Here is a 24,037-nt window from a genome sequence, read left to right as displayed (position 1 = left end):
CTTTTCCAGCCCATTCCCGTTCAATGGAAACATTGAGGAACGGTGTTCGAAAATAGTGACATGACCTGGGAGGATAAGGATAATTCTCCCCGGGCGTGTCTAGCTGTATATTCTTACAGTCTAGGCACGCCATATATCATGGGTTAAGGTTCCCATGCCTTTTTATATTCATGTCACTTATTCATATGGCCGAACACCATGTTGCGAATCCTTCATTCGCTGCCCCGCACGCATAAGTTATTACTGTTACCCGTTGCCACCATGGTCACAGTGCTGGGCGCACACAAGATTGTCACTCTCGTCGAGAACACCCAGCGACAGGGGCAGATACCCGAAACCGTACTGTATCCCCTGGCGCCCGAGACCCACCCCGGTCTCCCCTCGCTCAACAGCGACCGCTACTCGGTAGCCGATGCCATCGAGATCGCCACACAGGCCATCGATGCCTCTCGCGGTTACATCCCCCTTTCCGAGCTGAGGCCTACCGAGATCATCGATCTCAACGGCACAGACATGATCGGCATCACCAAGGCCGAAGCCGCTCCCGAACACCTTGCCGCGTCACCAGCACTCGAGACGGTCACTGCCGTCGAACAGGAAGCCCACAGCGTCGCACTGGTCACCGCTCTGGACTCCGGCGCGCTGCATATGGCCATGGTCATCGGCACCCTGGCCAGCGGCATGCTCGATGACACCCATACCGATGACGAAGCGCTAGCCGCCGACGCCACCTCCTACGAGAACTATGACGACGCCGAGCTGGCATTCTTCGAGGATGGCCCCGTCGTCTTCGAGCAGGAAATGGTCGCCGACGAGCCCTTCGTGCCCGAGTGGCGGACCTATACCGTGCAGCAGGGCGACACCTTCGCCGTGCTTGCCCAGAACGAACTGGGCCTCGGATATAGTGAAGCGCTCCGGCTGCTGGAGAGCCTGCCGGACCAGCGGGTCCTGACCCACTGGCGAGCCGGCAACTCGTTCGAATACCAGTTGGATGAGCAGGATCGGCTGATGGCGATGCGGGTCATGAAGAACGCCCGCGAAGGTTTCCTGCTGGAACGTGAAGACGACAGCTTCGATGTGGCCACCATCGAGCGAGCGGGCGAAGCCACTCAGCGCCTGTTCGCCGGTAGCGTCAGCGGTAGTTTCGCCCGCTCCGCCCAGGCCACCGGCCTCTCCAGTACCGAAGTCGCCCAGATCTCACGCCTGCTCGAGAAGAAGCTCGACTTCCGCCGCGATACCCGCCGCGGTGACGAGTTCCAGGTACTGATCGAGTCCGACATCATCGATGGCGCCAGCTTCGACTCCCGCGTACTGGCGATCCAGTATGAAGGGGCGCGCATGGACCTCACCCTGGTGCGCAACAGTACCGACAGCAATTACTACACGCCCGATGGCCAGAGCCTCGATCCGGCGTTCAGCCGCTACCCCTTCGAGGGCAGCTATCGCATGAGCTCCAGCTTCAACCCGCGGCGCACCCATCCCGTCACCGGCCGGGTCAGCCCCCACCGTGGCACCGACTGGGCCATGCCGGTCGGCACGCCGATTCAGGCTCCGGCAGACGGTCGCATCGAGAAGGTCGGCAACCATCCGGTCGCAGGCCGCTACCTGGTGGTTCGTCATGACAATGGCTATCGTACCCGCTACCTCCACCTGTCGCGTCCGCTGGTCAACCGCGGTGACCGGGTGTCGATGGGCGAGCGCATCGCACTGTCGGGTAATACCGGCCGCAGCACCGGCCCCCACCTGCACTACGAAGTCATCGTCAACAACGCCGCCGTTGACGCCATGAAGGTCGAGCTGCCGGAAAGCCAGAGCCTCGATGGAGAACGGCTGATGGCCTTCCAGCAGGAAGCCGAACCGCTGCTGGCCGTCCTGCGCTCCGGCGAGACCGGCACCGTAGTGGCACAGGCATCGGACAGCGACGCCGACTGAGGCCACGCGCTTCTGCTCTTCACCCGACGCCCCGCCTACCGGTGGGGCGTCGGTTCGTTCAGGATAGCCCTGACTGACCAGAACGGACGCTGAACCAGGCCCCATCCGGAGACGCCCCTTGTCCTCGTCCTATTCACGCAACGCCATCCCCACCCCACCCCCGGCAGGCAATCGCCTGGGCGCCTTCTTCGGGGTATTCCGCTACAGCCGGCGAGCGCTAGTCCTGGTATGGCAGACCTCGCGTCCGCTGACCGTGGGCCTTGCCGTCTGCACTCTGGTCGCCGGGATACTTCCGGCCGTTGCCGCCTGGATCGGCCAGCTCATCGTCGACTCGGTGGTCGACGCCATGGCCCTTCATCGCGACACAGGCGAGGTCGAATGGTGGCCGGTATTGCGCTACGTTCTGGCGGAAGCCGGCGTGATCGCCGCCATCGCCATGGCCCAGCGTGGGCTCTCGGGGCAGCAGTCGCTGCTGCGCGCCCTGCTCGGCCAGAAGGTCAATGTGATGATCCTGGAAAAGGCGGGCACCCTGTCGCTAGCCCAGTTCGAGGACTCCGAGTTCTACGACAAGCTGACCCGGGCCCGTCGCGAAGCCTCGATTCGCCCACTCGGCCTGGTCAACAAGACCTTCTCGCTGATGCAGAACGGCATCTCGCTGGTCAGCTTCGGCGTGCTGCTGGTGCAGTTCTCGCCCTGGGCAATCCTGATCCTTCTGGTCGGCGCCCTGCCGGTCTTCGCTTCGGAGGCCAAGTTTTCCGGGGATGCCTTCCGGCTGTTTCGCTGGCGATCCCCTCAGACCCGCATGCAGATGTACCTGGAGACGGTGCTGGCACGAGAGGACAGCATCAAGGAGGTCAAGCTCTTCGGCCTCGAACCGCTGCTGCTCTCGCGCTACCGGACCATTTTCGACGCCCTCTACGGCGAAGACCGCCGCCTGACTATCCGGCGCGAAACCTGGGGCTTTCTACTCGGTCTGCTGGGTACCCTCGCCTTCTACGGCGCCTACGCCTGGGTGGTCGTGGAAACCGTCACCGGCCAGCTCACCCTGGGCGAAATGACCATGTACCTGATGGTCTTCAAGCAGGGCCAGGCGGCGCTCTCGGCGAGCCTCACCTCGATCAGCGGCATGTACGAGGACAACCTCTACCTGTCGAACCTGTACGAGTATCTGGAGCAGCCGGTGGCAGCCGAGCAAGGCACCCTCACGCAGGGCGCCCGGCCTGGTGACGGCATCCGTTTCGAGAGCGTCAGCTTCACCTATCCCGGCGCCGACAAGCCGGCGCTGACCCGCATCTCGCTGCATGTCACGCCAGGCGGCAGCCTGGCACTGGTCGGCGCCAACGGCTCCGGCAAGACCACCCTGATCAAGCTGCTGACCCGGCTTTATGAGCCCAGCGAAGGGCGAATCCTGCTCGATGGCAGTGACCTGCGCGAGTGGGACGTGCAAACCCTGCGTCGACGCATCGGCGTGATCTTCCAGGACTTCGTGCGCTACCAGATGAAGGTGGGCGAGAACCTGGGCGCCGGCGACGTGGCCTCCTTCGAGGATGAGGCCCGCTGGCAGCAGGCGGCTCGCCGCGGGCTCGCCGAGGAGTTCATCAGTGCCATGCCGGGGGGCTACCACACCCAGCTCGGCCGCTGGTTCAAGGGCGGCCAGGAGCTCTCCGGCGGCCAGTGGCAGAAGATCGCCCTCTCCAGGGCCTATATGCGCGAGAGCGCCGACATCCTGGTGCTGGACGAGCCCACCGCCGCCATGGATGCCGCCGCCGAGGCCGCCGTCTACGACGACTTTCGCGAACACAGCCGGGAAAAGATGACCATTCTCATCTCCCACCGCTTCTCCACCGTGCGCGCCGCCGACCACATCCTGGTCATCGACGGTGGCGAGATCATCGAGCAGGGCAATCACGAGACGCTGCTGGCCGCCAACGGCCGCTATGCCCGGCTGTTCCGCCTGCAAGCCAAGGGGTATCGCTAAGACCGGTTCTGCCCCAGCTACCGTTTGATACGCTCCATCAGTTGACGCTTGATCAGCGATTGGCTAAAAAGAAAGAGGTCGTCTCGCGACGACCTCTTTCCCTTTCACCAACAGCAACCCTCAGGACGGATCCGTCATGCGCTGGCAATCCCGCATCGCCACAACGAGCCCACTACATTGCGTCAATAAAAACGCAATGCGAGTACGCCCGTTGCCGTGTGCCAGCCGTCGCAAGATCGACACCTGAAGGACCCTGGCCGCGGCACTTGTCGCGGCCAAGTATCACCGTCTCCGGTCATATCCTGTTCGCGCACAAGTCCCGGCCTCCTGCACCAAGGAGACCGAGATCATGGCACTACTACGCATTACCTATCGTCTGCTGCGCGCCGTGCACACCCACTACGCCAACCGGCGTCGTGACGCCTCGCTGCGCGACTGCGACCCCCGCATGCTCAAGGACATTGGCCTGCGCTGGGAACGCGGCAAGCTGGTACCGCTGTACCCGGAGCGCTTCGCTACCAAGCGAGCAGTAGCTACCCTTGTTGATGGCAGAGTTGATGCCGAAGTTGATGCCGGCGCCAAACCTGCCACAGCCGAAAGCGCGCATGAAATCTGTCCCCGCTGCGGGGCACGCCTGGCTTAGCCACGGCCCCGGTCACAGGAAGTGGCCGGGGCCTTCCCCGCACGTTGACCTACAGCGCCAACGGCCGATCCAGCGCCCGCAGTAGCGCATCGTCGCGCTCATAGATGTCGGGTCGAAAGGCCAGTTGGCCATCTTCTGACGGATGCACGGTCCAGTAGTGCAGGATCACCGGCACGCGCTCCGCAAGCCGCACATTGCGGGTCTCCCCGCGCTCGATCTGCGACCGCACGTCGTGGCCGCTGTCGGTGTCGTCGAACAGAAGTTGAGTAAACTCCGCGATATTCTCCACCCGAATGCAGCCCGAGCTGGCGGCACGCTGCTCCCGGGCGAAGAGGCCCTGGGACGGGGTATCGTGCAGATAGACCATATGCTCATTGGGAAAGCGGATCACCAGCTCCCCCAGCGCATTATGCGGCCCGGGGCTCTGGCGCAGCACCACGTTTCCCGGTCGCGACCAGTCGATTTCCCAGGGATCCAGCGGCGCGCCCGATGGACTGAGCACCTGGATTCGCTCCCGCCACAGGTAGCCCAGGTCCCGACGCACCGCGGGCAGCACGTCTTCACGCAGGATCGTCGGCGGGATCGTCCAGGTCGGGTTGACGGTCATGTGAGTGATCTCCGAGCGCAGCGACGGTGTGCGCCGATAGGGGCGCCCCACCACGATCCGCGAACGCCAGATCTCCCCATTGGGACGGAAGTAGCTGAGCCGGTAGCCGGCGATATCCACCAGCACGAAGGATTCCGGCAGGCCATGCAGCAGCCAGCGAGCACGCTCCATGTTCAAGCGAATCTGATCGATGCGATCCTCCACCGGCACATTCAAGGCGGCCAGGGTCTGTTGGCCGACGATGCCGTCTCCTTCCAGCAGATGGCGTCGCTGGAAGCGACGCACTGCCGCTTCGAGCTTGGCGTCATAGTGCCGCGGATCCGGCCCCTCGATCACGCCCCCAGGGAAGGCCTCGATGGTGGCAGCCATGAGTTCGACTTCGCCCATGATGGCCAGGCGCTCCCTCAGCAGCACCACATCATCATCGATGTCCCCCGGCCGCAGCGCCCGCTGCCTCGCGGGCAGGCTCTCCCACCCGCCCAGTCGCTCGAGGGTTCGATAGCGGGCCAGGCCGGCGCGAAGTCGCTCATAGGGCGCATAGGCGGGACGCGCCTCGGCAAAGGCCTGCTCAAAGCGCTGGGCATCCACCGCCCGGGAAATGGCTGTCGGATCCAGCTCGGCGGCCTCTATCGGGATATCCCAATCACCGTCGATGGCGCGCGGATCCACCTTGCCCCGCTGGAGGTGGGTGAGCGCCGTCAGCAACACACGGCTGACATGCAGGTCGAATCGCGCCTCTCTCTCGTTACCCTCAGCGTTACCCCCAGCGTTACCCCCAGCGTTACCCCCATCGCTACCTCCCTCGGCATAGGCCTCGCGATGTGCAGCCACCAGGCCATCGGCCTGATAATCCTGAGGGATGAGCCCATCGGTATCGAGCGTGTGCAGCGCCGCAGCGAAGGCCGCCACCGACTCGCCATCATGCCAGGCCGGGCGATGGCTGCGTGCGTCGTAGAAGGCCTGCAGGGCACTCCCCTCGTCCTCGACCAGGCGTGAGATGACTTGCGATACCGAATCGCCATCACCGGCACCCTCCCTGCCGATCGCCGGCGCCTCGACCTGGCCGCCCCCCGCCATTCCCGACACAAGAGCCAATACAAACCCGATCGTGACAAATACCCGCATGATGTTCCCCTAATCCGTTGATAGACGCCCTGGCCTTCCTGGCCCATGCCTTCATAATAGTGCTTTTATCCGGAGCCCAAGGACACTGGCTCCGTACCCTCTACCTGGGCCGTGTCGCCGATGGCATTGTGCGACACGGCCTGACGAGCTGCATACAGGCCGGCCATGACCCGTTACTTCACGCTACCACGACTCTCCTGCACCGCGCTTGCCACCCTGCTTTTCGCCGCACCTGTCGCTCAGGCCGGTGATTTTCTCACCCAGGCCCTGGTCTACAGCCCGCAGCATGGCACCTCCCTCGATGCCACCCTGACCCGGCTGGCGCCAGATGCCGACCCCCTTGTGCTCCGGCTCGCCGCCAATGCCCTGGCCTGCGCCGAACCGAATGCCCAGCGCCTGGCGGTGATCGATTTTTCCCGCCCCTCGACAGAGCCGCGCCTATGGGTCTTTGACCTCGCTGAGCCGCGACTGTTGTTCGAGGAACTGGTCTCTCACGGCCAGGGTACGGGGGATGCCATGGCTGAGGTCTTTTCCAATGTCTACGGCAGCCACCAGTCGAGCCTGGGCCTGTTTCGCACCATGAACAGCTACTACGGCCGCAATGGTTATTCGCTGCGCCTGGAAGGCCTTGAGGAAGGCATCAATGACCTCGCCTACCAGCGCGCCATCGTCATCCACGGTGCCGACTACGTCAGCGAGGCCTTCATCGAGAAGACCGGCCGGCTGGGGCGCAGCCAGGGCTGCCCCGCCGTACGCCAGGAAGTCACCTACCCGCTGATCGACAGCATCAAGGAAGACCAGTACCTCTTCGCCTACTACCCCGATTCGGAGTGGCTGGAAAGCTCCGCCTTCCTGGCCTGCCAGAAGGATGGCCACCAACTGGCCATGAACTGAGCGCTCGCACCTCACCTCGTTTTCGCCACCTCGCCATCAGCACTGGGCCCGCAGCACCATCGCGGGGCATGGCGCTTTGCACTGCACCATCGCCACACTCCGACAGCCGCGATTGCCGCTTACGGAGCGCGGCAATCCCCCCTAATCCCATGAAATAAAAAAACAAAGCGGATGGTGGCAAGTCGTTTGCTTGATGCAGATCAACCAGTGGTAGGCGTAGACCAGGCTCTCCGGAGTACGAGTGCGTCGAACCTGACCTTCAACGATGAAGGACACGTTCTCCGTAATCGCTACCCATCAAGCGCGAGGCCTGACTCATGGAAATCCTCAACAAGGCCAACAGGATTCGCCTGTTGAACTTCAGTACCCCGCAGATGCGGGCCTTCCACTTCTCGTGGTTCGCTTTCCATCTCTGTTTCTTCGGCTGGTTCGGTATCGCCCCGTTGATGGCGGTGGTCCGCGAGGACCTCTCCCTCACCCAGACCCAGATCGGCAACACCATCATCGCGTCGGTTGCCATCACGGTGATCGTTCGCCTGCTGATCGGCGTGCTCTGCGACCGCATCGGGCCGCGCAAGGCCTACTCCGGCCTGCTGATCCTGGGCTCGATTCCGGTGATGGGTATCGGCTTTGCCAACAGTTTCGAGACTTTCCTGCTGGCACGCCTGGCAATCGGTGCCATTGGCGCCTCCTTCGTCATCACCCAGTATCACACCACCATGATGTTCGCACCCAACGTGGTCGGCACCGCCAACGCCACCAGCGCCGGCTGGGGCAACCTGGGTGGCGGTACCACCCAGATCCTGATGCCCCTGATCTTCTCAGGCCTGCTGATGCTGGGTGTCAGCGAGACGCTCGGCTGGCGCCTGGCCATGGTGGTGCCCGGCGTGGTGCTGTTCATCACCGGCATCTGCTACTACCGCTTCACCCAGGATGCCCCCAACGGCAACTTCGAGGACCTGCGCGCCCGGGGCGAGCTTCCCCAGGCCAACGGCGACAGCGGTGCCGGTCAGACCTTCCTGGCGGCTGCCAAGGACATCCGCGTCTGGGCACTGTTCGTGGTCTATGCCATCTGCTTCGGCGTGGAGCTGACCATCAACAACATTGCCGCCATCTACTTCTTCGATAACTTCGACCTGACGCTGGCCACTGCCGGCATGATCGCCGGGCTGTTCGGGCTGATGAACGTCTTCGCCCGCACCATGGGCGGCATCTTCTCCGACCTGTTCGCCAAAAACGGCGGGCTCAAGGGCCGGGTCCGCTGGCTCTTCATCGCCCTGATCTGTGAAGGCATCGCCCTGGTCGCCTTCTCGCAGATGCACGTACTCTCCTACGCCATCGGCATCATGCTGGTGTTCAGCCTCTTCGTGCAGATGGCCGAAGGTGCGACCTACGGCGTGGTGCCCTTCATCAACAAGAAGGCCCTGGGCGCCGTGGCCGGCATCGTCGGTGCCGGCGGCAACGTGGGGGCCGTGGCGGCCGCCTTCCTGTTCCGTTCGGAAGCGATCACCTATCAGCAGGGGTTGTTCTACCTTGGACTGGCCGTGCTGGTGCTGGCCTCATGCGCCCTGCTGGTGCGCTTCTCCCCGGAGACCGAAGCCGAAGAGGCAGCCGCCTACCAGGATGCCGTGGGCGAAGACACCGGTGCTGGCGCCCTGTCGCTGCGCTGATCCACCGCGACCATGGCCCTGGGGACCTGCCCCGCTCGACCGCCGCTCCCTGAAGCGGCGGTCTTCGTCTGCCCTATCGCTTCCCGTTCGTGGCGCTTCTCATCAATGGCAATGGATTGGCGCGAATATTGCTGCGCAGTTATTGCCATTCAAAGTCATAGCCATTCAAGAACGAAGACGTGGCCCGGCCAGGGCGCCGATCAGAGGAGTAACCTGTCAATGACCCCTGCAGAAGAGCTGTTGCTGGCAGCCAAGCGCTGCGAAATCGACGACCTGCTCCACCTCGCCACGATCTGCGAACTCGTGGGAGATACCAGCCACTTCATTCATGGTCTGCAGAAGGAACGCGGCGCATCGAACGTCTACCTCGCCTCCCGGGGTGAGCGCTTCGCCGACCGGCGCCGAGAGCAGATCCAGGACTGCCTCTGCATGGAGCAGGCCATGCGACAACGCCTGGACATCCTGGGCAAGAGCGGTGGTCGTCTCGCCACCAGCGCCCGGCTACTGAGCCGGATCGCCCATGTCTGGCACGGACTCGACCGGCTGAACGAGCTGAGACGCGAGATCGAAGCCCTGCGCATACTTCCCGATGAGGCGACCGTGCTCTTCAATCGCCTGATCAGTGGTCTGCTGTCGGTGGTCTTCGACGCCGCCGATACCGCCAGGGACCCGGATATCACTCTTGCCCTCGTGGGCATCTTCCATCTGATGCAGGGCAAGGAGCTGGCAGGCCAGGAGCGCGCCTGCGGGGCTGTCGGCTTCACGGCCACCGGGTTCGATGAGCCCCACCGGCAGCTGTTGCAACAGTTGATCGAAGCCCAGCAGCGCTGCTTCGATACCTTCCTGGAATTTGCCACGCCGAAGGCGCGCCAGTACTGGGAGCAACAGATGCCCGGCCGCACCCTGGCCGGCATCCACCAGCTACGCGAGATGGCAGGTCGTAGCGATCCGCTGACGGAACCCGCCAGCTCTCTGGGCGAGACCTGGTACGAACTGACGACGCGCCGCATCGATGCCATCAAGGAGGTCGAAGACTACCTGAACCGGGAGCTGGCAACCCTGTGCCAGAAGAAGGTCGTCGCCACCCGCGAGACCATTGCCAAGCCGGAAAACCTGCATGCCGAACTGGCGACCGGCAGCCCCTCGCCCGCCTGCCAGCAGCTGGTGGAACTCTTCGACGGCAACGCCACCCAGGAATTGGGCGAACTGACCGTCCATCTCATGGACTCGCCCCTCAACCGCTCCCTGATCGACCTGATGCGTGCCCAGGCGAGTCGCCTGCAGGGTATCAGCGACGATCTGGAGACGACTCGCAAGACGCTGCGCGAACGCAAGCTGGTGGATCGCGCCAAGGGCCTGATCATGGCCAGCCAGCAGATGACGGAAGAGGAGGCCTATCGCTTCCTGCGCAAGTCCTCCATGGACCAGGGCAAGAGCATGAGCGAACTCGCCACGACCATACTCGGGCTGTCCGACATCCTGCTGAAGCAGCCATGACACTCGGCACACGGGTGGTGCACGAAGGATCAGTTACGCACCGTTTACGCCCCGCACCACCGGATGATCGCATTGACGTCAATCCTGGGATATCGACGACACCGAAACCGGCATTGCCAACAGCAGGAACGAGAGCGTCTTGCCGTGGCCGTCCAGGTTGAGCGCACCGTTGACCCCACCCTGCAGCACGTCGTCTATCACCAGGTTCATCCCCGCCAGGCCCGGCATCGGGTAGCGTCGCACTCGGCTGGCTCCGCGGTGGGCGAACAGCGCCAGCACGCGCTCCTCGGTGACCTGCTCCAGCAACAGGGCGTAGTGATCCGGATCGTAGGCGAACAGCGCCAGGTTGAGGCGGTCTCCCTTGTCGCCAGCACGGGCATGGGCCAGGCGATGGAGCGGCACCGTGACGCTGTCGTCGAGGGGCTGCCCCGACGGCCGCTCGGAGGGTGACACCGGGGTCGGTTCAACTGGCGACATGGTAGTGGCTCCTTTTTTCGAACAGCGTGGCAAAGGCTTCCACGTCACTGCGCTTGACCAGGTAGGAGGCCGTGCATACCCGCCGCTGGAAGTGGCGCCGCACGCCGCCGCCCCCTGCGGGACCGGCGCAGTAGAGCGCCAGCAGCTCCTGTGTGGCACGCTCCACCCAGCGGCGCTCGGCATGTTCCGCGGCCAGCCGCAGGCGGTAGTCGCCGCTGGCGCTGCCTGGCATCGTGCGCTGCAGGTCGCCGGCATCGCTGTCGAAAACGCTGGCAAGACCGACGATATCCAGCCGCGTACGCAGCTCCGGCGGCGCACGAAACGTCAGCCGTTCGCGCAGCACCTGGGCAGCGAGCTGCGCCCGGGCCAGGGCGTTGGGTCCGGCATAGGAGATTTCCGCCTCGCCCTGCCAGCCACCCTCGTAGCAGACCGTGGTCTTCAACCGCTGCGGCGCCGGCTTGCCGCGAATGCCGCTGACCGCCACCCGATCGGGGCCGACCTGGCTGACCGCGACGGAAGTGAGATCCACCACCACATCGGGCGTCAGGTAGTTGGCCGGATCGTGGACCTCGTAGAGCAGCTGCTCCTTGACGGTGCGTTCGGTCACGCAGCCGCCGGTGCCCGGGGGCTTGGTGACCACCAGGCTGCCGTCCTCCTCCACCTCGATGATCGGGTAACCCACCGTCGCCAGGTTGGGCACATTCTTGTATCCCGGATCGGCAAAATAGCCACCGCTGACCTGGGCGCCGCACTCGGCGAGGTGGCCGGCCATCATGCCGGCGGCCAGGCGATCCCAGTCGTCCCAGGCCCAGCCGAAATGGTGCACCAGGGGGGCCAGGAACAGCGCCGGGTCGGCCACCCGCCCGGTCACCACCACCTCGGCTCCCAGCGCCAGCGCCTCGGCCAGCGGCACCGCGCCCAGGTAGACGTTGGCGGAGATCAGCGCCTCCTCATCGGGCAGCTCGCGGTTTTCCGCCTCCCAGCGCTGCAGGTCGAGGCTGGAAAGGTGCGCCCGGATATCATCGCCATGGACCCGGCCGATCTGCGCCTGGGGAAAGCCAGCGCGACCGGCCAGTTCGGCGACCACATGGCAGGCGCCATCCGGATTGGCGGCACCGAAGTTGCCGAGGATGGTGATGCCATGGCTCAGGCAATCGCCCAGCACCGATGCCAGCAGCTCGGCCAGCAGGGGCTCGTATCCCGCGTCGGGAGCCTCGCGCATGGCCCGATGCGCGGCGGCCAGGGTGCGCTCCCCCAAGGTCTCGAAGACCAGGGCCGAGGGCTTGCCGCGGCGAATCAGTTCGGCCACGACGGGAATCGCCGCATCGGTACGGTCACCGGAAAAGCCGGCTCCGCTACCCAACAGGAAGGTCATGGGTGCGTCTCCTTGGCTTGGACGCCCTGGGGCTTCGACGTGCCTGAACCCGAAGCGTGGGCCGTCGATGAAATCCGCTGTCGGTTACGGGCATAAAGCCCCGCCAGCACCAGCAGGGCGCCTATCGTGGTCAACCAGCCGGGCGTCAGCGCCAGCCCGGCCACCAGCAGCAGCCCCGCCACGTCCAGGATACGGCTGCCGGTGATCGCTACCCGCGACATCAGCGACGCGAAGGCGAGCACGAACACCACGCCCTGGGAGCTGGCCAGCAGGATATCGACCGCGCTGCCGAAGCCGGCCAGGGCCGGGTAGATCAGCAGCAGGAAGGGAATAACGTAGATCGCCGCCGCCAGGCGCACGGCCTCCCCCGCCGCCGGCAGCCAGTTGGTGCCGGCAATGCCCGCCGCGACGAACACGGCCACGCACACCGGCGGCGTGATCACCGACAGCGTGGCGAAGTAGAACACGAACAGGTGGGCGATCAGCGGCTCGACGCCAATGGTGGTCAGTGCCGGCGCCAGCACCGATGCCACGAGCACATAGGCGGCGGTGGTGGGAATGCCCATGCCCAGAATCAGGCACACGCCGCCGACGATGAAGGCCACCAGGAACAGCGACTCGCCGCCGACATTGACGATCAGGCTGGCCAGGGTCACGCCGATACCGGTCATGCCGATCATCGCCACCAGGATCTGGGCACCGGCGAGCAACACGCCGATGATCACCATGCCCTTGCCGGCATCCATCAGGCCCGAGAGCAGCTTGCCAGCTATCTCGCGCAGCGGCATCTTCGCCAGCAAGGCGAAGGGCACGAAGGTCAGGATCGTCATCAGGATGCCGTAGAAGGCCGCCATCTGGATCGAGCGTCCGCTGAGTACCCCGTAGAAGAGCCCGCCCAGCGCCGCCAGGATCGGGATGATCCGCTCGGGGCGAAGCACTTCGGGCCAGGTGGGCAGCTCGTCGTCGGGCACCACCTGGAGATTGCGGCGCTTCGCCACCAGGTGAATGGTCAGGAAGACCCCCAGATAGAAGAGGATCGCCGGCAGCAGCGCGGCAAGCGCGATACGCAGGTAACTCTCGCCGAGGATCTCGGCCATAATAAAGGCCGCCGCCCCCAGGATCGGCGGAGCGATCTGACCGCCGGTGGAGGCCACCGCCTCCACGCCGGAGGCGAAGGATGGCGGATAGTTGAGCCGCTTCATCATCGGGATGGTGAAGTTGCCGGTGGTGGCCACATTGGCCACCGCGCTGCCGCTGACCATGCCGAACAACCCCGAGGCCACGGTGGCCACCTTGGCGGCCCCGCCCGGCGAGCGGCCGCTGATGCGCAGCGCCATGTCCATGAAGGTCTGTCCGCCGCCGGTGTGCAGCAGCAGGCAGCCGAACAGCACGAAGGCGGCAATGGTCGTGGCCGCCACGCCCACCAGCATGCCCCAGACGCCCAGGTCTCCCAGGTAGATGGTCTCGGTGATGTAGTAGACATCGAAGCCACGGTGCCCCAGCGGCCCGGGAATGGCGGCCCCCAGCCAGGCATAGGCCAGCCCCGCCATCACCAGCAGCGGGAAGATCAGGCCGATGGCACGGCGCGACAGCTCGAGGATGGCCACCAGCAATACGCCGGTGAACAGCATGTCCTGGGCCGATGCCCAGGGCAGCTCCACCAGAATATGGTCGTGATTCATGGCCACGTAGCCGCAGGCCAGCACTACGCCCACCGCCAGGGCCAGGTCGACGGTCAACCCCAGCGGGCGCCAGCGCTTGCCGGCCCCCAGTGGGTAGACGACCAGCCCCAGCAGGATCACCAGCGCGAGAAAGACGCTGCGCTGGACCAGGCTCTCGAAGGGGCCGGTGGCCGAGGTATAGAGAATCAGCCCGCCCAGCAGCAGGGCCAGCACTTTGGTCAGGTTCGCGCGCATGGCAGGCACCTATCGATCGCCGTTACTGGGCAGGCTTCAGGGCATCGGGAATCTCGTGGCCCTGCTCCTCGAAATAACGGGCAGCACCGGCATGCAGCGGCACGGTGCCCACCTCGAGGGTCATCCCGGCGAGATCCGCGTCACGCACCGCGGAGAAGGCGTTGGCTTGGGGCTCGGGGTTCTCCATCACCGCCTTGACGATCTGGTAGGCGGTCTCCTCGTCGAGGTCCGGGTGGGCGTGCACGGCCACGCCGAAGGCCCAGGTGGAATAGGCGGGAATGCCCTCGCCGGCGCCTTCCGGAATATCGACGATGGCCACGTCCGGCATCTCGGCGCGCAGCGTCTCGGCCTGCTCGTCGGAAAGCGACAGCACGCTGATCGGCGTAAAGGTGGCGATATCCATGGTTGACCCATCCAGGCGATTGCCGACGCCGGACTTGGCATAGCCCATGATACGGCCGTCCTTGATGGAGTCGACGACGTCGGTCGTGGAACCGCGCACATAGTCCGGCGCGATGCCGAGCTACTCGAGTACGGCCTCGGTGGTGCTCTCGGTGGCCGAACCGGTAATGCCCGGGTTGAAGCGCACGCCTTCGAGTTCCTCGAGGGTGGTGACCCCGGCATCCTCGCGCATCACCACGTTCTGGGGGGCCACGGTATAGACCCACAGTAGGCGGCTATCCACGGGGCGGCCGTCGAAATCCTCGAGGCCGGCATAGGCGTGGTAGCCGGTGTTGGTGGTCACCAGCCCCATGTCGATCTGGTTGCGGCCGAGGCGACGCAGGTTGTCCACGGTGGCGCCGGTCTCGGCAACCGACGCACTGACACCGTCGACCTCACTGTTGATGATCTGATTGACGGCGACGAAGTAACCGTAGTGGCTGGAGGAACTCGAAGTCGAGCCGATCAGCAGGCGTTCGTTGGCCTGGACGGCAGACGCGGCGGCAAGCACGCCGACGCTGGCGGCCATGGCGGTGAGCATCGTCTTGATTGGCGTTTTCATGGTGGCTCCTTGGCCCGATCGCGGGCTCATTGTTGTGATGGCTTGTTGTGATGGCTTGTTGCGGTGACTGGCTGTGATGAACCGGATACCGGCATGGTTGCTTGGCAAACCGGATGAGAGGCGGGTGGAAGCGCCCAATAGCAGGATGGTGGGCGTCGACTATTTTGTATATTGAATAGTTTTTAAAGTGTGTTTTACTTTATAAATGAATCCAAGCGTTCAACAACTCAGAGCCTTCGTCGCCGTCGCCCACTCCCGCAGCCTGGCCGAGGCGAGCGAGCGTATTCACCTGTCCCAGCCGGCCATCTCCATCGCCATCCGCAAGTTGGAAGAGACCGTGGGCGGCCCGCTGTTTTCACGCACCACCCGCCAACTGGCGCTCACCCCGGAGGGCGACGCCTTCCTCCCGGTAGCCGTACGTCTGCTCAACGACTGGAACGAAGCCTTCGCCGACCTCGGCGAGCGCTTCTCCAAGCAGCGGGGCAAGGTCACCGTGGCGGCATTGCCTACGCTGGCCGCCGGCCTGCTGCCAGGGATCATCGCCAACTTTCACGCCCACTACCCGCGCATCAACCTGAGCCTGCACGACGTGCTGGCCGAGCAGGTGAACCAGATGGTGCGCGAGGGACGCGCCGACATGGGGCTGTCGGTGTCGCCCCAGGATGCCGAGGATCTCGTCTTCGAACGCGTACTCGTGGATCGTTACGTCGCCGTCTGCCCCCTGGGACACCCGCTGCTTGCGCAGACAAGCGTCGAGTGGGCGCAGCTGGCGAGACAGCCGTTCATCGGCATCAATCGTCTATCCAGCTCACGCCAGGATATCGATCGCATCATGGCGGAAGTGGGCCAACCACTGGATATCCTCTGCGATGCCAGCCAGATCGCCACGGTAGGCCGCATGGTGGCCGCCGGCCTGGGGATCAGCGTGCTGCCCTCGCTCAGCTTTCGCCAGATCGCCTCGCAAGGCATCGACCACCGCCCCCTGGTGACGCCGACCATCCGCCGCGAACTGGGGGTCGTGATGCGCCCGCGTGACGCCCTCTCGGCGGCCGCCGCGGCGCTCCACGCCATGATTCAGGAATGTGCCGTGCCGGCCGAGGCCATCTCTTCGCCATGACCCCCCGCCAGAAAACGACATATCGCCATTCCCTCGACTATCCTTGCCCATATGGATGAAGCGCTGTACCGCTCAATTTCCACAGCGCCATTGCAAGGAGTATTGCCAGTGACCGATGCAACCAAAGTAACCGCCTTCTACGATGAGAGAGTCCTGGCACATAAACCGGATTCCGATGCCCCTTTCCTGCCGGGACGCATGGATCGGCGTGTGCGCGAACTACTGTCGGCACTGAATGTTCCCTGGGTCTATCCGGAACATGCCGGGCGGCTGACCGCCATTCGACAGCTGCTCGAACTCGAACCGGTTCCCGGCCTGCTATTCGAAGGTGGCAAAGCTGCCACTCGCGAGCAGCTGGGGCGAGTCCACACCAGCTCCTACCTGGACCATGTCTTCGAGCTGCGCGGCCACAATGCCTGGCTCGACGTCGACACCACCGCCGTTTCTCCCGGTAGCGTCGAAGCGGCAGAAGTGGCCGCCGGCACGACCATCGCCGCGGTGGAAGCCGTCATCGAGGGCCGAACCCAGAGCGCCTTCGCCCTGGTCCGTCCGCCCGGCCACCACGCCGAACCCGTCCGCGCCCGTGGCTTCTGCCTGTTCAACAACGTGGCCGTCGCAGCGGCCCATGCCAGGGCCGAGCTCGGCTGCGAGCGCGTACTGATCGTCGACTGGGATGCCCATCATGCCAACGGCACCCAGGACATTTTCTGGGCCGACCCCGATGTGATGCTCTTCGATATCCACCGCGCCTCCCCCTTCTATCCCGGCACCGGCAACCTCGAGGACGTCGGCGTGGGCCTTGGTGAAGGCACCACCGTCAATGTGCCCATGCCGGCAGGAGCCGGCGACCGAGCCTACCTCAAGGCCTTCGAAGACATCCTGGTCCCCGCCACGAACTCCTTCCAACCGGACCTGATCCTGGTATCGGTCGGGTTCGACCCTCATCCTTTCGACCTGGCGCTCAATGTCTCCTACGAGGGCTTCGCATCAATGACGCGCATGCTGCAGGACCTGGCCCAAAAGCACTGTGACGGTCGGCTGGTCTTCGTGCTGGAAGGGGGATATCACCTGCTCTCCCTGGCCCGCGGCGTAAGAACGGTGCTGTCGGTGCTCGCCGGCGCCGAGGCCCCGGAGCCCGGCCTCACTGGCCTGGCCGAGGTGGAAGTGGCAGCCAAGTTCCATAGCCCGGCCTTCTCGGCGAAGGAATAAGCGTTGGCTGAAAAGTCGCCGAGTGATGGTCAGGGTTGAAACGGGACACAGGCCCACGCATGGACAAACCGCTACAATGTCGATGTCGATGTCGATGTCGACAGCAACTGGAGCCGGGTGACGGCTCGCGATGAAACGCCTACCGAAATCGGGAGGAAGCGACGATGGATGGGATGACCGCACGTGGAAGCTGCCTTTGCGGTGCCGTACAGCTCGGCGTAGTCGCCCGCAAGCAGAACCTTGGTGCCTGTCACTGCAGCATGTGCCGGACCTGGAGCGGCGGCCCGATGCTGGCCCTGGAGTCGGTCAGCGAAGTCGAGATCGAAGGCGAGGAGAACATCACGGTCTACGCCTCATCGGAGTGGGCCGAACGGGGCTTCTGCCAGCGCTGCGGGACCCATCTCTTCTACCGCCTGAAGACCGGCGACCACTATGCCATCCCGGTGGGCCTGGTCGACGGCGGCGAGGCCTGGTCCTTCGATAGCCAGATCTTCATCGACCAGAAGCCGAACTACTATACCTTCGCCAACGAAACCCACAACATGACCGGGCAGGAAGTTTTCGACGCCTACCAGGGCAGTTGAACGCAGTCACTTGCTCGACAGCTGGCCGCCCCTCAACCCAGGAGTCAATGCATGCCTCTTTCCGTAGGCGACACCATCCCGAACGTCACCCTCAAGACCAACGGGCCAGACGGTCCTGAAGATATCGCCACCGGTGAGCTGTTCGCGGGCAAGCGTGTCGTGCTCTTCGCCGTACCCGGTGCCTTTACTCCGGGCTGCTCCAATACGCACATGCCAGGCTTCGTGGTGAAAGCCGACGAGGTGCTGACGCGTGGCATCGATACCCTGGCCTGCCTCTCGGTCAACGATGCCTTCGTCATGGGGGCCTGGCAGAAGGACCAGAATGCCCAGGCTATCCTGATGCTGGCCGACGGCAATGCCGACTTCACACGAGCGGCAGGCCTGGAGAACGACCGGAGTTCCGCCGGCATGGGGTTGCGCAGTCTGCGCTACGCCCTGATTGCCGACGATGGCGTGGTGCAGTATATCGGTGTCGATACCGAACGCGGCGTGGTCGACAAGAGCAGCGTCGACGCGGTGCTGGCGAATCTCTAGCTTCCCGCTCAACCGGCAGCCGGGAGGGGCTGATGTCGCCAACCGATAGTCACAGAGACGATATAGCGCAGGCAGAAATACCAGTGTCGACACAGGAAGCAGAACGGGAAAGTCAGCCTCTTCGCGCCACGCTGCTGCTGGTCGACAGCGATGGCGATACCCTCGCGCTTCTCACGGAGACCCTGCAGCCGGAGGGCTGCCGCCTGTTGACGGCGAACGGTGGCGAAGCCGCACTGACGCTGATGGATGCCGAAGAGATCGACCTGGTCATGGCCAACGCGCGCATGCCCGACATGGGTGGTATCGACCTCCTGAACCGCATCCAGCAGGGCTGGCCCCATTGTCTGCGCATACTGCTCGATAGCCAGAGCGATATGAACGCCATCGTGCGTGCCATCAACGAGGGGCATATCTACAGTTTCATCGGCATCCCCTGGAGGGCGGAGGAGCTATGCCTGACGCTGCGCCAGGCTCTCGCCCACCAGCAGGCCGAACGCGAGCGGAAACGGCTCGAGGCACTCACCCGGGAGCAGAACCGGGAGCTGAGCGAGCTCAATGCCACCCTGGAAAAACGCTTCGAGGCGCGTAGCCAGGAGCTGGAGCAACTTGCCGCCATGCTGGATGCCGCCAATGCCGAACTGGAGCGCAGCCATGTTGCTGCCATCCAGGTGTTCTCATCGCTGATCAACCAGCGACTGCCCCAACGCTTGCAGACCAATGCCCAGGTTTACGCCCTGGTCCAGGCCTTCAGCGAGGTGCATGAGCTTGACGGCGAGCTACAACGCGACCTGCAGATGGCAGCGTCGCTCTACAATCTGGGAAGGCTGAGCTGGAACGACCACCTGCTTACCACCCCCTCTCAACGCCTGTTCGGCGAGGAACAGAAAGCCTACCAGCACTATCCCGAAACCGGTGAAAGCCTGCTCATGTCGCTGGACCCGCTTCAGGGAACCGCCCGGCTCGTTCGTCATCACCACGAGCGGTGGAACGGTAGCGGCTACCCCGACCAGCTGGAGCAGGACGCCATCCCCTACGGGGCTCGACTGCTGGGGCTTGCCGTCGACTTCGTCGAACTGCAGCGTGGCATGATCCTGCCGAGCGAGCTGCCGCGTCAGCAGGCCCTGGAACTCCTGCGCAAGTTCTCGGGGCGTGTCTATGACCCCGAGCTGTGTGCCGCCTTCATCCAACTCTGCCTCGAGCAGGCCCCAGACCTGGCAGTGACCACGGCATCCGCGATCGCGCCGGACAGCCTCAGCCACCAGCCCGACAGGCCCCTCGCCAAGGGCCTTTCCTGAGCCCCTCTGCCAACACACGCCGGAAGAATTTTCCCAAGTAAGCCTCAAGCCGGGCGCCCACCTGCCGATCTAAGAGTGAGGATCATGCCGCTTCTGGCATAGATTGCTCCACCAGGATGGGGAGTCGATATGCAGGATAACGATGCAGCCCGCGTGAGCCGGTCGCTATGCGCCCTGAAGCAGGCGAATCCACAGCTGCTGCAGTCAAGCATCCCCACGGCGTCGACCAGGAGGAGGGCTCACCATGACTGCTGAAGCCAACCAGACCCTTCCCGGTCCTGCGGCACCTCCGGCGCCCGAGGCCACCCTGCTGCTGGTGGACGATGAGCCCAATATCCTCTCTTCTCTCAAACGAGTGCTGCGTGGTGAAAACTATCGCGTGCTGACGGCCAGCGGTGGCGAAGCGGCGCTGGCGATACTGGAACAGGAGAGCGTCGACCTGGTGGTTTCCGATGCCATGATGCCTGACATGGACGGTGCGGAACTGTTGAGCCGGGTCAACCGACTGTCACCGGACTGCATCAGAGTGCTGCTGACCGGACAGAGCGACATGCAGGCCACAGTCCGCGCCATCAACGAAGGCCATATCTATTGCTACATCGCCAAACCCTGGGACGACGACAAGCTGCGCCTTACGCTTCGCCAGGCCGTCGCCCATCAACTGGCCGAGCGCGAACAGAAACGCCTTGAAGCCTTGACCCAGCAGCAGAACCAGGAACTCATCGAGCTCAACGCCACGCTGGAACAGCGCGTCGAGGCGCGCACCCAGGAGCTCAAGCAGATCGCCGACATGCTGGACACCGCCTATGACGAACTGAAGCACAGCTATGTCATGGCCACTCGGGTCTTTTCGTCGCTCATCACCCAGCGCATGCCGCGCCACCTGCACGCCAATGCTCAGGTCGGCGACCTGATCCAGGCGTTTGCCGATACCCATGAGCTTGAGGGCGAACTCCGGCGTGACCTGCTCATGTCGGCCGCCTTGTACAATCTCGGCAAGCTGGCCTGGAATGACCACATGCTGACCACCCCCTCGGAGCGCCTCTTCGGCGAGGAGCGCAAGGCCTATCGTCGCTATCCGGAAACCGGCGAAAGCCTGCTGATGTCTTTGGAGCACCTGCAGGGAACCGCCCGGCTCATTCGCCATCACCGGGAACACTGGAATGGGGACGGCTACCCCAACCGCCTCGAGGGCGAGTCCATACCCTACGGGTCGCGTCTGCTGGCGCTGGCAGTCGACTTCATCGAGCTCCAGCGCGGCATGATCCTCCCCCGCAAGGTCCCGCGCCAGCAGGCCCTGGACCTGATGCGCAAGCTTGCTGGCCGGGTCTATGACCCCAGCCTGTGCAAGGCCTTCATCACACTCTGCGTCGACCAGGCTCCGGACCTGGGCCAGGCCGGAAAGACCATGCTGTCGCTTGAAACCCGTCAACTCGAGCCGGGCATGATCCTGGGACAGGATATCCACTCGGCAACCGGCATCCTGCTGCTCAATGAAGGCAAGGAGTTGACCCAGCACCTGATCGACAAGTTGCGCAAGCTCGAAGAGGTCGAAGGCACCGGCTATACGCTGATGGTCTGCAAGCCTGAAATCGGTGAGAACGATGCCTGATCGCAGCACGCGGGAACTGCGCGAAGCCCTGCGCCAGCGCGATCAGTTCTTCACCCTCTCGCTGGACCTGTTCTGTCGGATCGACCTGGAAGGTCGGTTCCTGCAGACCAATGCCGTCTTCGAGCAGCTGCTTGGCTATTCAGAGCAGTGGTTTGTCGGCCACCATTACAGCCAGCTGGTCGTGGCGGAAGACCAGCCTGTGGTCGACGCTGCCATCGAGAGAATCAAGATCGGTCAGCGAGTCCACGCCCTGGAGGTGCGCGTTCGTGACGCTCATGGGGACATACTCTGGGTAGAGGTCAATGCCGACCTGGGAACGGAAGCGGTCATCTATGTGGTGGCGCGGGACATCACGCAGCGCAAGCATGACGAACAGCGGCTGCACATCCTGGAGCGCGGCATCGAATCAAGCGTCAATGGGGTCATCATTGCCGAAGCCGATCACCCGGATCTGCCGATCATCTATGTCAACTCGGCCTTCGAACACATCACCGGCTACTCTCGACAGGAAGTCATAGGCCGCAACTGTCGCTTCCTGCAGGGACCCGATACCGACCCCGAGGCACGGGCGGTCATCCGGCGCGGCATTGCCGCAAAGCGCTATACCCACGCCACCCTGTGCAACTATCGCAAGGATGGCACGCTCTTCTGGAACGATCTCCATATCTCTCCGGTGCTCGACGAGAACGGCGAGGTCAGCCACTTCATCGGCGTACAGAACGACATTTCAACCCAGCGCGCCTACGAGTCGCGCCTGGCGCACAATGCCACTCACGATTCCCTCACCGGACTGCCCAACCGCGCGCTCCTGGAGGAGCGTCTGCAGCAGTGCTATCGCCCTGCTCGACACCATGTCGGGAGTGTCGCCCTGCTCTATATCGACCTGGACGACTTCAAGTCGATCAACGACAGCCTCGGCCACGTGCTGGGCGATCAGATACTGGTCGAAGTGGCCTCTCGGCTGGTCAAGCAGGTACGCGCCAGCGATACCGTGGCCCGCTGCGGCGGCGATGAGTTCGCCATCCTGCTGACCGACCCAGGTGACATCCTCCTCATCGTCGAGCGCCTGCTGGCCAGCGTGGCTCGCCCCTATCGGATCGAACAGAGCGAGTTGCACCTGACCGCCAGCATCGGCATCGCCCTGGACCCGGATGGCGTGGCGAAACCCTCGCACTTGATCCAGCAAGCCGATCAGGCCAAGTCCCAGGCCAAGCGTCAGGGCCGCAATACGTACCAGTGGTACACCGAGGGCCTCAACAAGAGGGTGAGCGGACGAGTCATGCTGCGCAATGCCCTGCAGCATGCCATCGACCAGCAGCAGTTCGAGTTGCACTATCAACCGCAGGTCCATGACGCCACCGGCAGAATCATCGGCTTCGAGGCATTGATCCGATGGCATCATCCCGAACGTGGCTACATCCTGCCGGCCGAGTTCATTGGCCTGGCCGAAGATACCGGACAGATCATTCCCATCAGTGAGTGGGTGTTGCGCACCGCCTGCCACGACAACGTTCGGCTCAATGCCCTGGGGTTTGGGGAGTACGTCATGGCGGTCAATGTGTCGCCCATGCAATTCCATCGGGCCAATTTCGTGCCGGGCATACTGGAGACGCTGGAAAAGACAGGGCTCGCAGCGCCCCTGCTCGAGCTGGAGCTCACGGAAAACATCCTGATGGAAAGCACCACGAAAGCCATCGATATCCTCCAGACGCTACGCCGCCTGGGCATCAGTATCGCCCTCGACGACTTCGGCACCGGCTTCTCCAGTCTCAGCTATCTGAAATACCTGCCCATCGATAAGATCAAGATCGATCGCTCCTTCATACGGGAAGTCATCAGCGATCACCGCGACGCCGCCATCGTCCAGGGCATCATCTCCATGGCCAGCCAGCTGCAGCTGAAGGTGCTTGCCGAGGGTGTGGAAACCCAGGCCCACTACGCCTACCTCAGCAAGAAAATGTGCGATCTCTATCAGGGCTTCTACTTTGCCCGCCCCATGCCCATCAATGATCTGATCACCTTCCTGCATGAGAACCAGGCCGCGAGTCAGCTGCAGCAGAACGACGAGCACGGCAGTGCCAGTAGCCAGACCCTGCTGCTGCTCGACGATGAGCCCAATATCCTGCGCTCCCTGACCCGCGCGCTGCGTCGTGACGGCTATCGCATCCTCGCTACCGACAGCGCCCAGCAGGCCTTCGAACTGCTGGCCACCCAGGAGGTGCACGTCGTCATCAGCGATCAGCGCATGCCCGAGATGAGCGGTACGGAATTCCTCAAGCGTGTCAAGGAGCTCCACCCCCAGGCCATCCAGATCGTGCTCTCGGGTTACACCGACCTCAAGACGGTCACCGCCGCCATCAACGAAGGCGCCATCTACAAGTTTCTCACCAAGCCATGGGACGACGACGAGCTGCGGCTGGTGGTCCAGCAGGCCTTTCGCGAGGCGGCCATGCTCAAGGTACGGATGCGAAGCATGAAGAGTCCAGCGGCCGAGTGAAGCAGGCGGCCGACTTCGCGTGTCGTACCCCCGCCTGGCACCAACATGAAACCGTTGAACGACCGCACCCGG

17 protein-coding genes and 1 pseudogene are annotated in these 24,037 nt (G+C 63.9%); 13 read left to right on the top strand and 5 right to left on the bottom strand.

What is annotated here, in order from left to right; genetic code table 11:
- Positions 1-198: 198 nt before the first annotated feature.
- From DU505_RS21320 to DU505_RS21310, 3 genes are all read left to right on the top strand, one after another.
- Positions 199-1,932: a peptidoglycan DD-metalloendopeptidase family protein gene (locus DU505_RS21320; RefSeq protein ID WP_114480984.1), complete on the top strand. Its 1,734-nt coding sequence runs from the start codon at positions 199-201 to the stop codon at positions 1,930-1,932.
- Between the two features lie 145 nt (positions 1,933-2,077).
- A complete protein-coding gene (locus DU505_RS21315; RefSeq protein WP_114480992.1) occupies positions 2,078-3,910 on the top strand; it encodes an ABC transporter ATP-binding protein in 1,833 nt (610 codons plus the stop codon).
- A 349-nt stretch (positions 3,911-4,259) separates the two neighbouring features.
- Positions 4,260-4,553: a hypothetical protein gene (locus DU505_RS21310; protein ID WP_114480983.1), complete on the top strand. Its 294-nt coding sequence runs from the start codon at positions 4,260-4,262 to the stop codon at positions 4,551-4,553.
- A 49-nt stretch (positions 4,554-4,602) separates the two neighbouring features.
- Here DU505_RS21310 and DU505_RS21305 read toward each other — a convergent pair whose 3' ends face one another.
- Complete coding sequence (locus tag DU505_RS21305; RefSeq protein WP_245948123.1) at positions 4,603-6,285, bottom strand: L,D-transpeptidase family protein; 1,683 nt, start codon at positions 6,283-6,285, stop codon at positions 4,603-4,605.
- 165 nt (positions 6,286-6,450) lie between these two features.
- On the opposite strand from DU505_RS21305, the gene DU505_RS21300 reads away from it, so the two are divergent.
- The 3 genes from DU505_RS21300 to DU505_RS21290 all read left to right on the top strand — a co-directional run bounded on the left by DU505_RS21300 (position 6,451) and on the right by DU505_RS21290 (position 10,346).
- Positions 6,451-7,179, top strand: a complete 729-nt coding sequence (locus tag DU505_RS21300) for a murein L,D-transpeptidase catalytic domain family protein (protein ID WP_114480981.1) — start codon at positions 6,451-6,453, stop codon at positions 7,177-7,179.
- Between the two features lie 317 nt (positions 7,180-7,496).
- Positions 7,497-8,849 carry a NarK family nitrate/nitrite MFS transporter gene (locus DU505_RS21295; protein ID WP_114480980.1) on the top strand — a complete coding sequence of 451 codons (1,353 nt, stop codon included), beginning with the start codon at positions 7,497-7,499 and terminating at the stop codon, positions 8,847-8,849.
- Positions 8,850-9,068: 219 nt separating this feature from the next.
- Positions 9,069-10,346 carry a nitrate regulatory protein gene (locus tag DU505_RS21290; RefSeq protein WP_114480979.1) on the top strand — a complete coding sequence of 426 codons (1,278 nt, stop codon included), beginning with the start codon at positions 9,069-9,071 and terminating at the stop codon, positions 10,344-10,346.
- A gap of 78 nt (positions 10,347-10,424) precedes the next feature.
- Here the strand turns inward: DU505_RS21290 and DU505_RS21285 are convergent, their stop codons facing one another.
- From DU505_RS21285 to DU505_RS21270, 4 genes and pseudogenes are all read right to left on the bottom strand, one after another.
- A complete protein-coding gene (locus DU505_RS21285; protein ID WP_245948121.1) occupies positions 10,425-10,823 on the bottom strand; it encodes an AtuA-related protein in 399 nt (132 codons plus the stop codon).
- Positions 10,810-12,198 carry an acyclic terpene utilization AtuA family protein gene (locus DU505_RS21280; protein WP_114480978.1) on the bottom strand — a complete coding sequence of 463 codons (1,389 nt, stop codon included), beginning with the start codon at positions 12,196-12,198 and terminating at the stop codon, positions 10,810-10,812. The genes DU505_RS21285 and DU505_RS21280 overlap by 14 nt, the downstream gene beginning before the upstream one ends.
- Positions 12,195-14,114, bottom strand: a complete 1,920-nt coding sequence (locus DU505_RS21275; protein ID WP_114480977.1) for a TRAP transporter permease — start codon at positions 14,112-14,114, stop codon at positions 12,195-12,197. Before DU505_RS21275 ends, DU505_RS21280 begins: the two co-directional genes overlap by 4 nt.
- Positions 14,115-14,136: 22 nt before the next feature.
- Positions 14,137-15,084, bottom strand: a pseudogene (locus DU505_RS21270) (TAXI family TRAP transporter solute-binding subunit).
- A 238-nt stretch (positions 15,085-15,322) separates the two neighbouring features.
- Between DU505_RS21270 and DU505_RS21265 the strand changes: the two are divergent.
- From DU505_RS21265 to DU505_RS21235, 7 genes are all read left to right on the top strand, one after another.
- Positions 15,323-16,234, top strand: a complete 912-nt coding sequence (locus tag DU505_RS21265) for a LysR family transcriptional regulator (RefSeq protein WP_114480976.1) — start codon at positions 15,323-15,325, stop codon at positions 16,232-16,234.
- A gap of 108 nt (positions 16,235-16,342) precedes the next feature.
- The gene (locus DU505_RS21260) at positions 16,343-17,443 is read left to right on the top strand and encodes a histone deacetylase family protein (RefSeq protein ID WP_245948119.1); all 1,101 of its coding nucleotides are present in this window, start codon (positions 16,343-16,345) and stop codon (positions 17,441-17,443) included.
- A gap of 164 nt (positions 17,444-17,607) precedes the next feature.
- On the top strand, positions 17,608-18,027 hold the full coding sequence (locus DU505_RS21255) for a GFA family protein (protein ID WP_114480974.1): 420 nt from the start codon (positions 17,608-17,610) through the stop codon (positions 18,025-18,027).
- A gap of 51 nt (positions 18,028-18,078) precedes the next feature.
- Positions 18,079-18,561, top strand: a complete 483-nt coding sequence (locus DU505_RS21250) for a peroxiredoxin (RefSeq protein ID WP_114480973.1) — start codon at positions 18,079-18,081, stop codon at positions 18,559-18,561.
- Positions 18,562-18,644: 83 nt separating this feature from the next.
- Positions 18,645-19,856, top strand: coding sequence for a response regulator c-di-GMP phosphodiesterase, NosR family (nosR, locus tag DU505_RS21245; protein ID WP_181872900.1), 1,212 nt, complete (start codon positions 18,645-18,647; stop codon positions 19,854-19,856).
- A gap of 244 nt (positions 19,857-20,100) precedes the next feature.
- Positions 20,101-21,468, top strand: coding sequence for a response regulator c-di-GMP phosphodiesterase, NosR family (gene nosR, locus DU505_RS21240; RefSeq protein ID WP_114480971.1), 1,368 nt, complete (start codon positions 20,101-20,103; stop codon positions 21,466-21,468).
- Positions 21,461-23,965 carry an EAL domain-containing protein gene (locus DU505_RS21235; RefSeq protein WP_114480970.1) on the top strand — a complete coding sequence of 835 codons (2,505 nt, stop codon included), beginning with the start codon at positions 21,461-21,463 and terminating at the stop codon, positions 23,963-23,965. Before nosR (DU505_RS21240) ends, DU505_RS21235 begins: the two co-directional genes overlap by 8 nt.
- The last annotated feature ends 72 nt before the right edge of the window (positions 23,966-24,037 follow it).

The organism is Billgrantia montanilacus, from assembly GCF_003336675.1.
In the GTDB taxonomy this organism is placed as follows: Bacteria; Pseudomonadota; Gammaproteobacteria; order Pseudomonadales; family Halomonadaceae; genus Halomonas; species Halomonas montanilacus.
The sequence above is the reverse complement of the archived record's forward strand: the minus strand, read 5'-3'. Positions and strand labels throughout refer to the sequence as shown.

Coding starts and splice junctions, on each gene's coding strand:
- DU505_RS21275 (WP_114480977.1), bottom strand. CDS start 14,114: ATGCGCGCGAACCTGACCAAAGTGCTGGCCCTGCTGCTGGGCGGGCTG.
- DU505_RS21265 (WP_114480976.1), top strand. CDS start 15,323: ATGAATCCAAGCGTTCAACAACTCAGAGCCTTCGTCGCCGTCGCCCAC.
- nosR (WP_114480971.1), top strand. CDS start 20,101: ATGACTGCTGAAGCCAACCAGACCCTTCCCGGTCCTGCGGCACCTCCG.
- DU505_RS21235 (WP_114480970.1), top strand. CDS start 21,461: ATGCCTGATCGCAGCACGCGGGAACTGCGCGAAGCCCTGCGCCAGCGC.
- DU505_RS21290 (WP_114480979.1), top strand. CDS start 9,069: ATGACCCCTGCAGAAGAGCTGTTGCTGGCAGCCAAGCGCTGCGAAATC.
- DU505_RS21280 (WP_114480978.1), bottom strand. CDS start 12,198: ATGACCTTCCTGTTGGGTAGCGGAGCCGGCTTTTCCGGTGACCGTACC.
- DU505_RS21310 (WP_114480983.1), top strand. CDS start 4,260: ATGGCACTACTACGCATTACCTATCGTCTGCTGCGCGCCGTGCACACC.
- DU505_RS21320 (WP_114480984.1), top strand. CDS start 199: ATGTTGCGAATCCTTCATTCGCTGCCCCGCACGCATAAGTTATTACTG.
- DU505_RS21285 (WP_245948121.1), bottom strand. CDS start 10,823: ATGTCGCCAGTTGAACCGACCCCGGTGTCACCCTCCGAGCGGCCGTCG.
- DU505_RS21255 (WP_114480974.1), top strand. CDS start 17,608: ATGGATGGGATGACCGCACGTGGAAGCTGCCTTTGCGGTGCCGTACAG.
- DU505_RS21300 (WP_114480981.1), top strand. CDS start 6,451: ATGACCCGTTACTTCACGCTACCACGACTCTCCTGCACCGCGCTTGCC.
- DU505_RS21250 (WP_114480973.1), top strand. CDS start 18,079: ATGCCTCTTTCCGTAGGCGACACCATCCCGAACGTCACCCTCAAGACC.
- DU505_RS21295 (WP_114480980.1), top strand. CDS start 7,497: ATGGAAATCCTCAACAAGGCCAACAGGATTCGCCTGTTGAACTTCAGT.
- DU505_RS21305 (WP_245948123.1), bottom strand. CDS start 6,285: ATGCGGGTATTTGTCACGATCGGGTTTGTATTGGCTCTTGTGTCGGGA.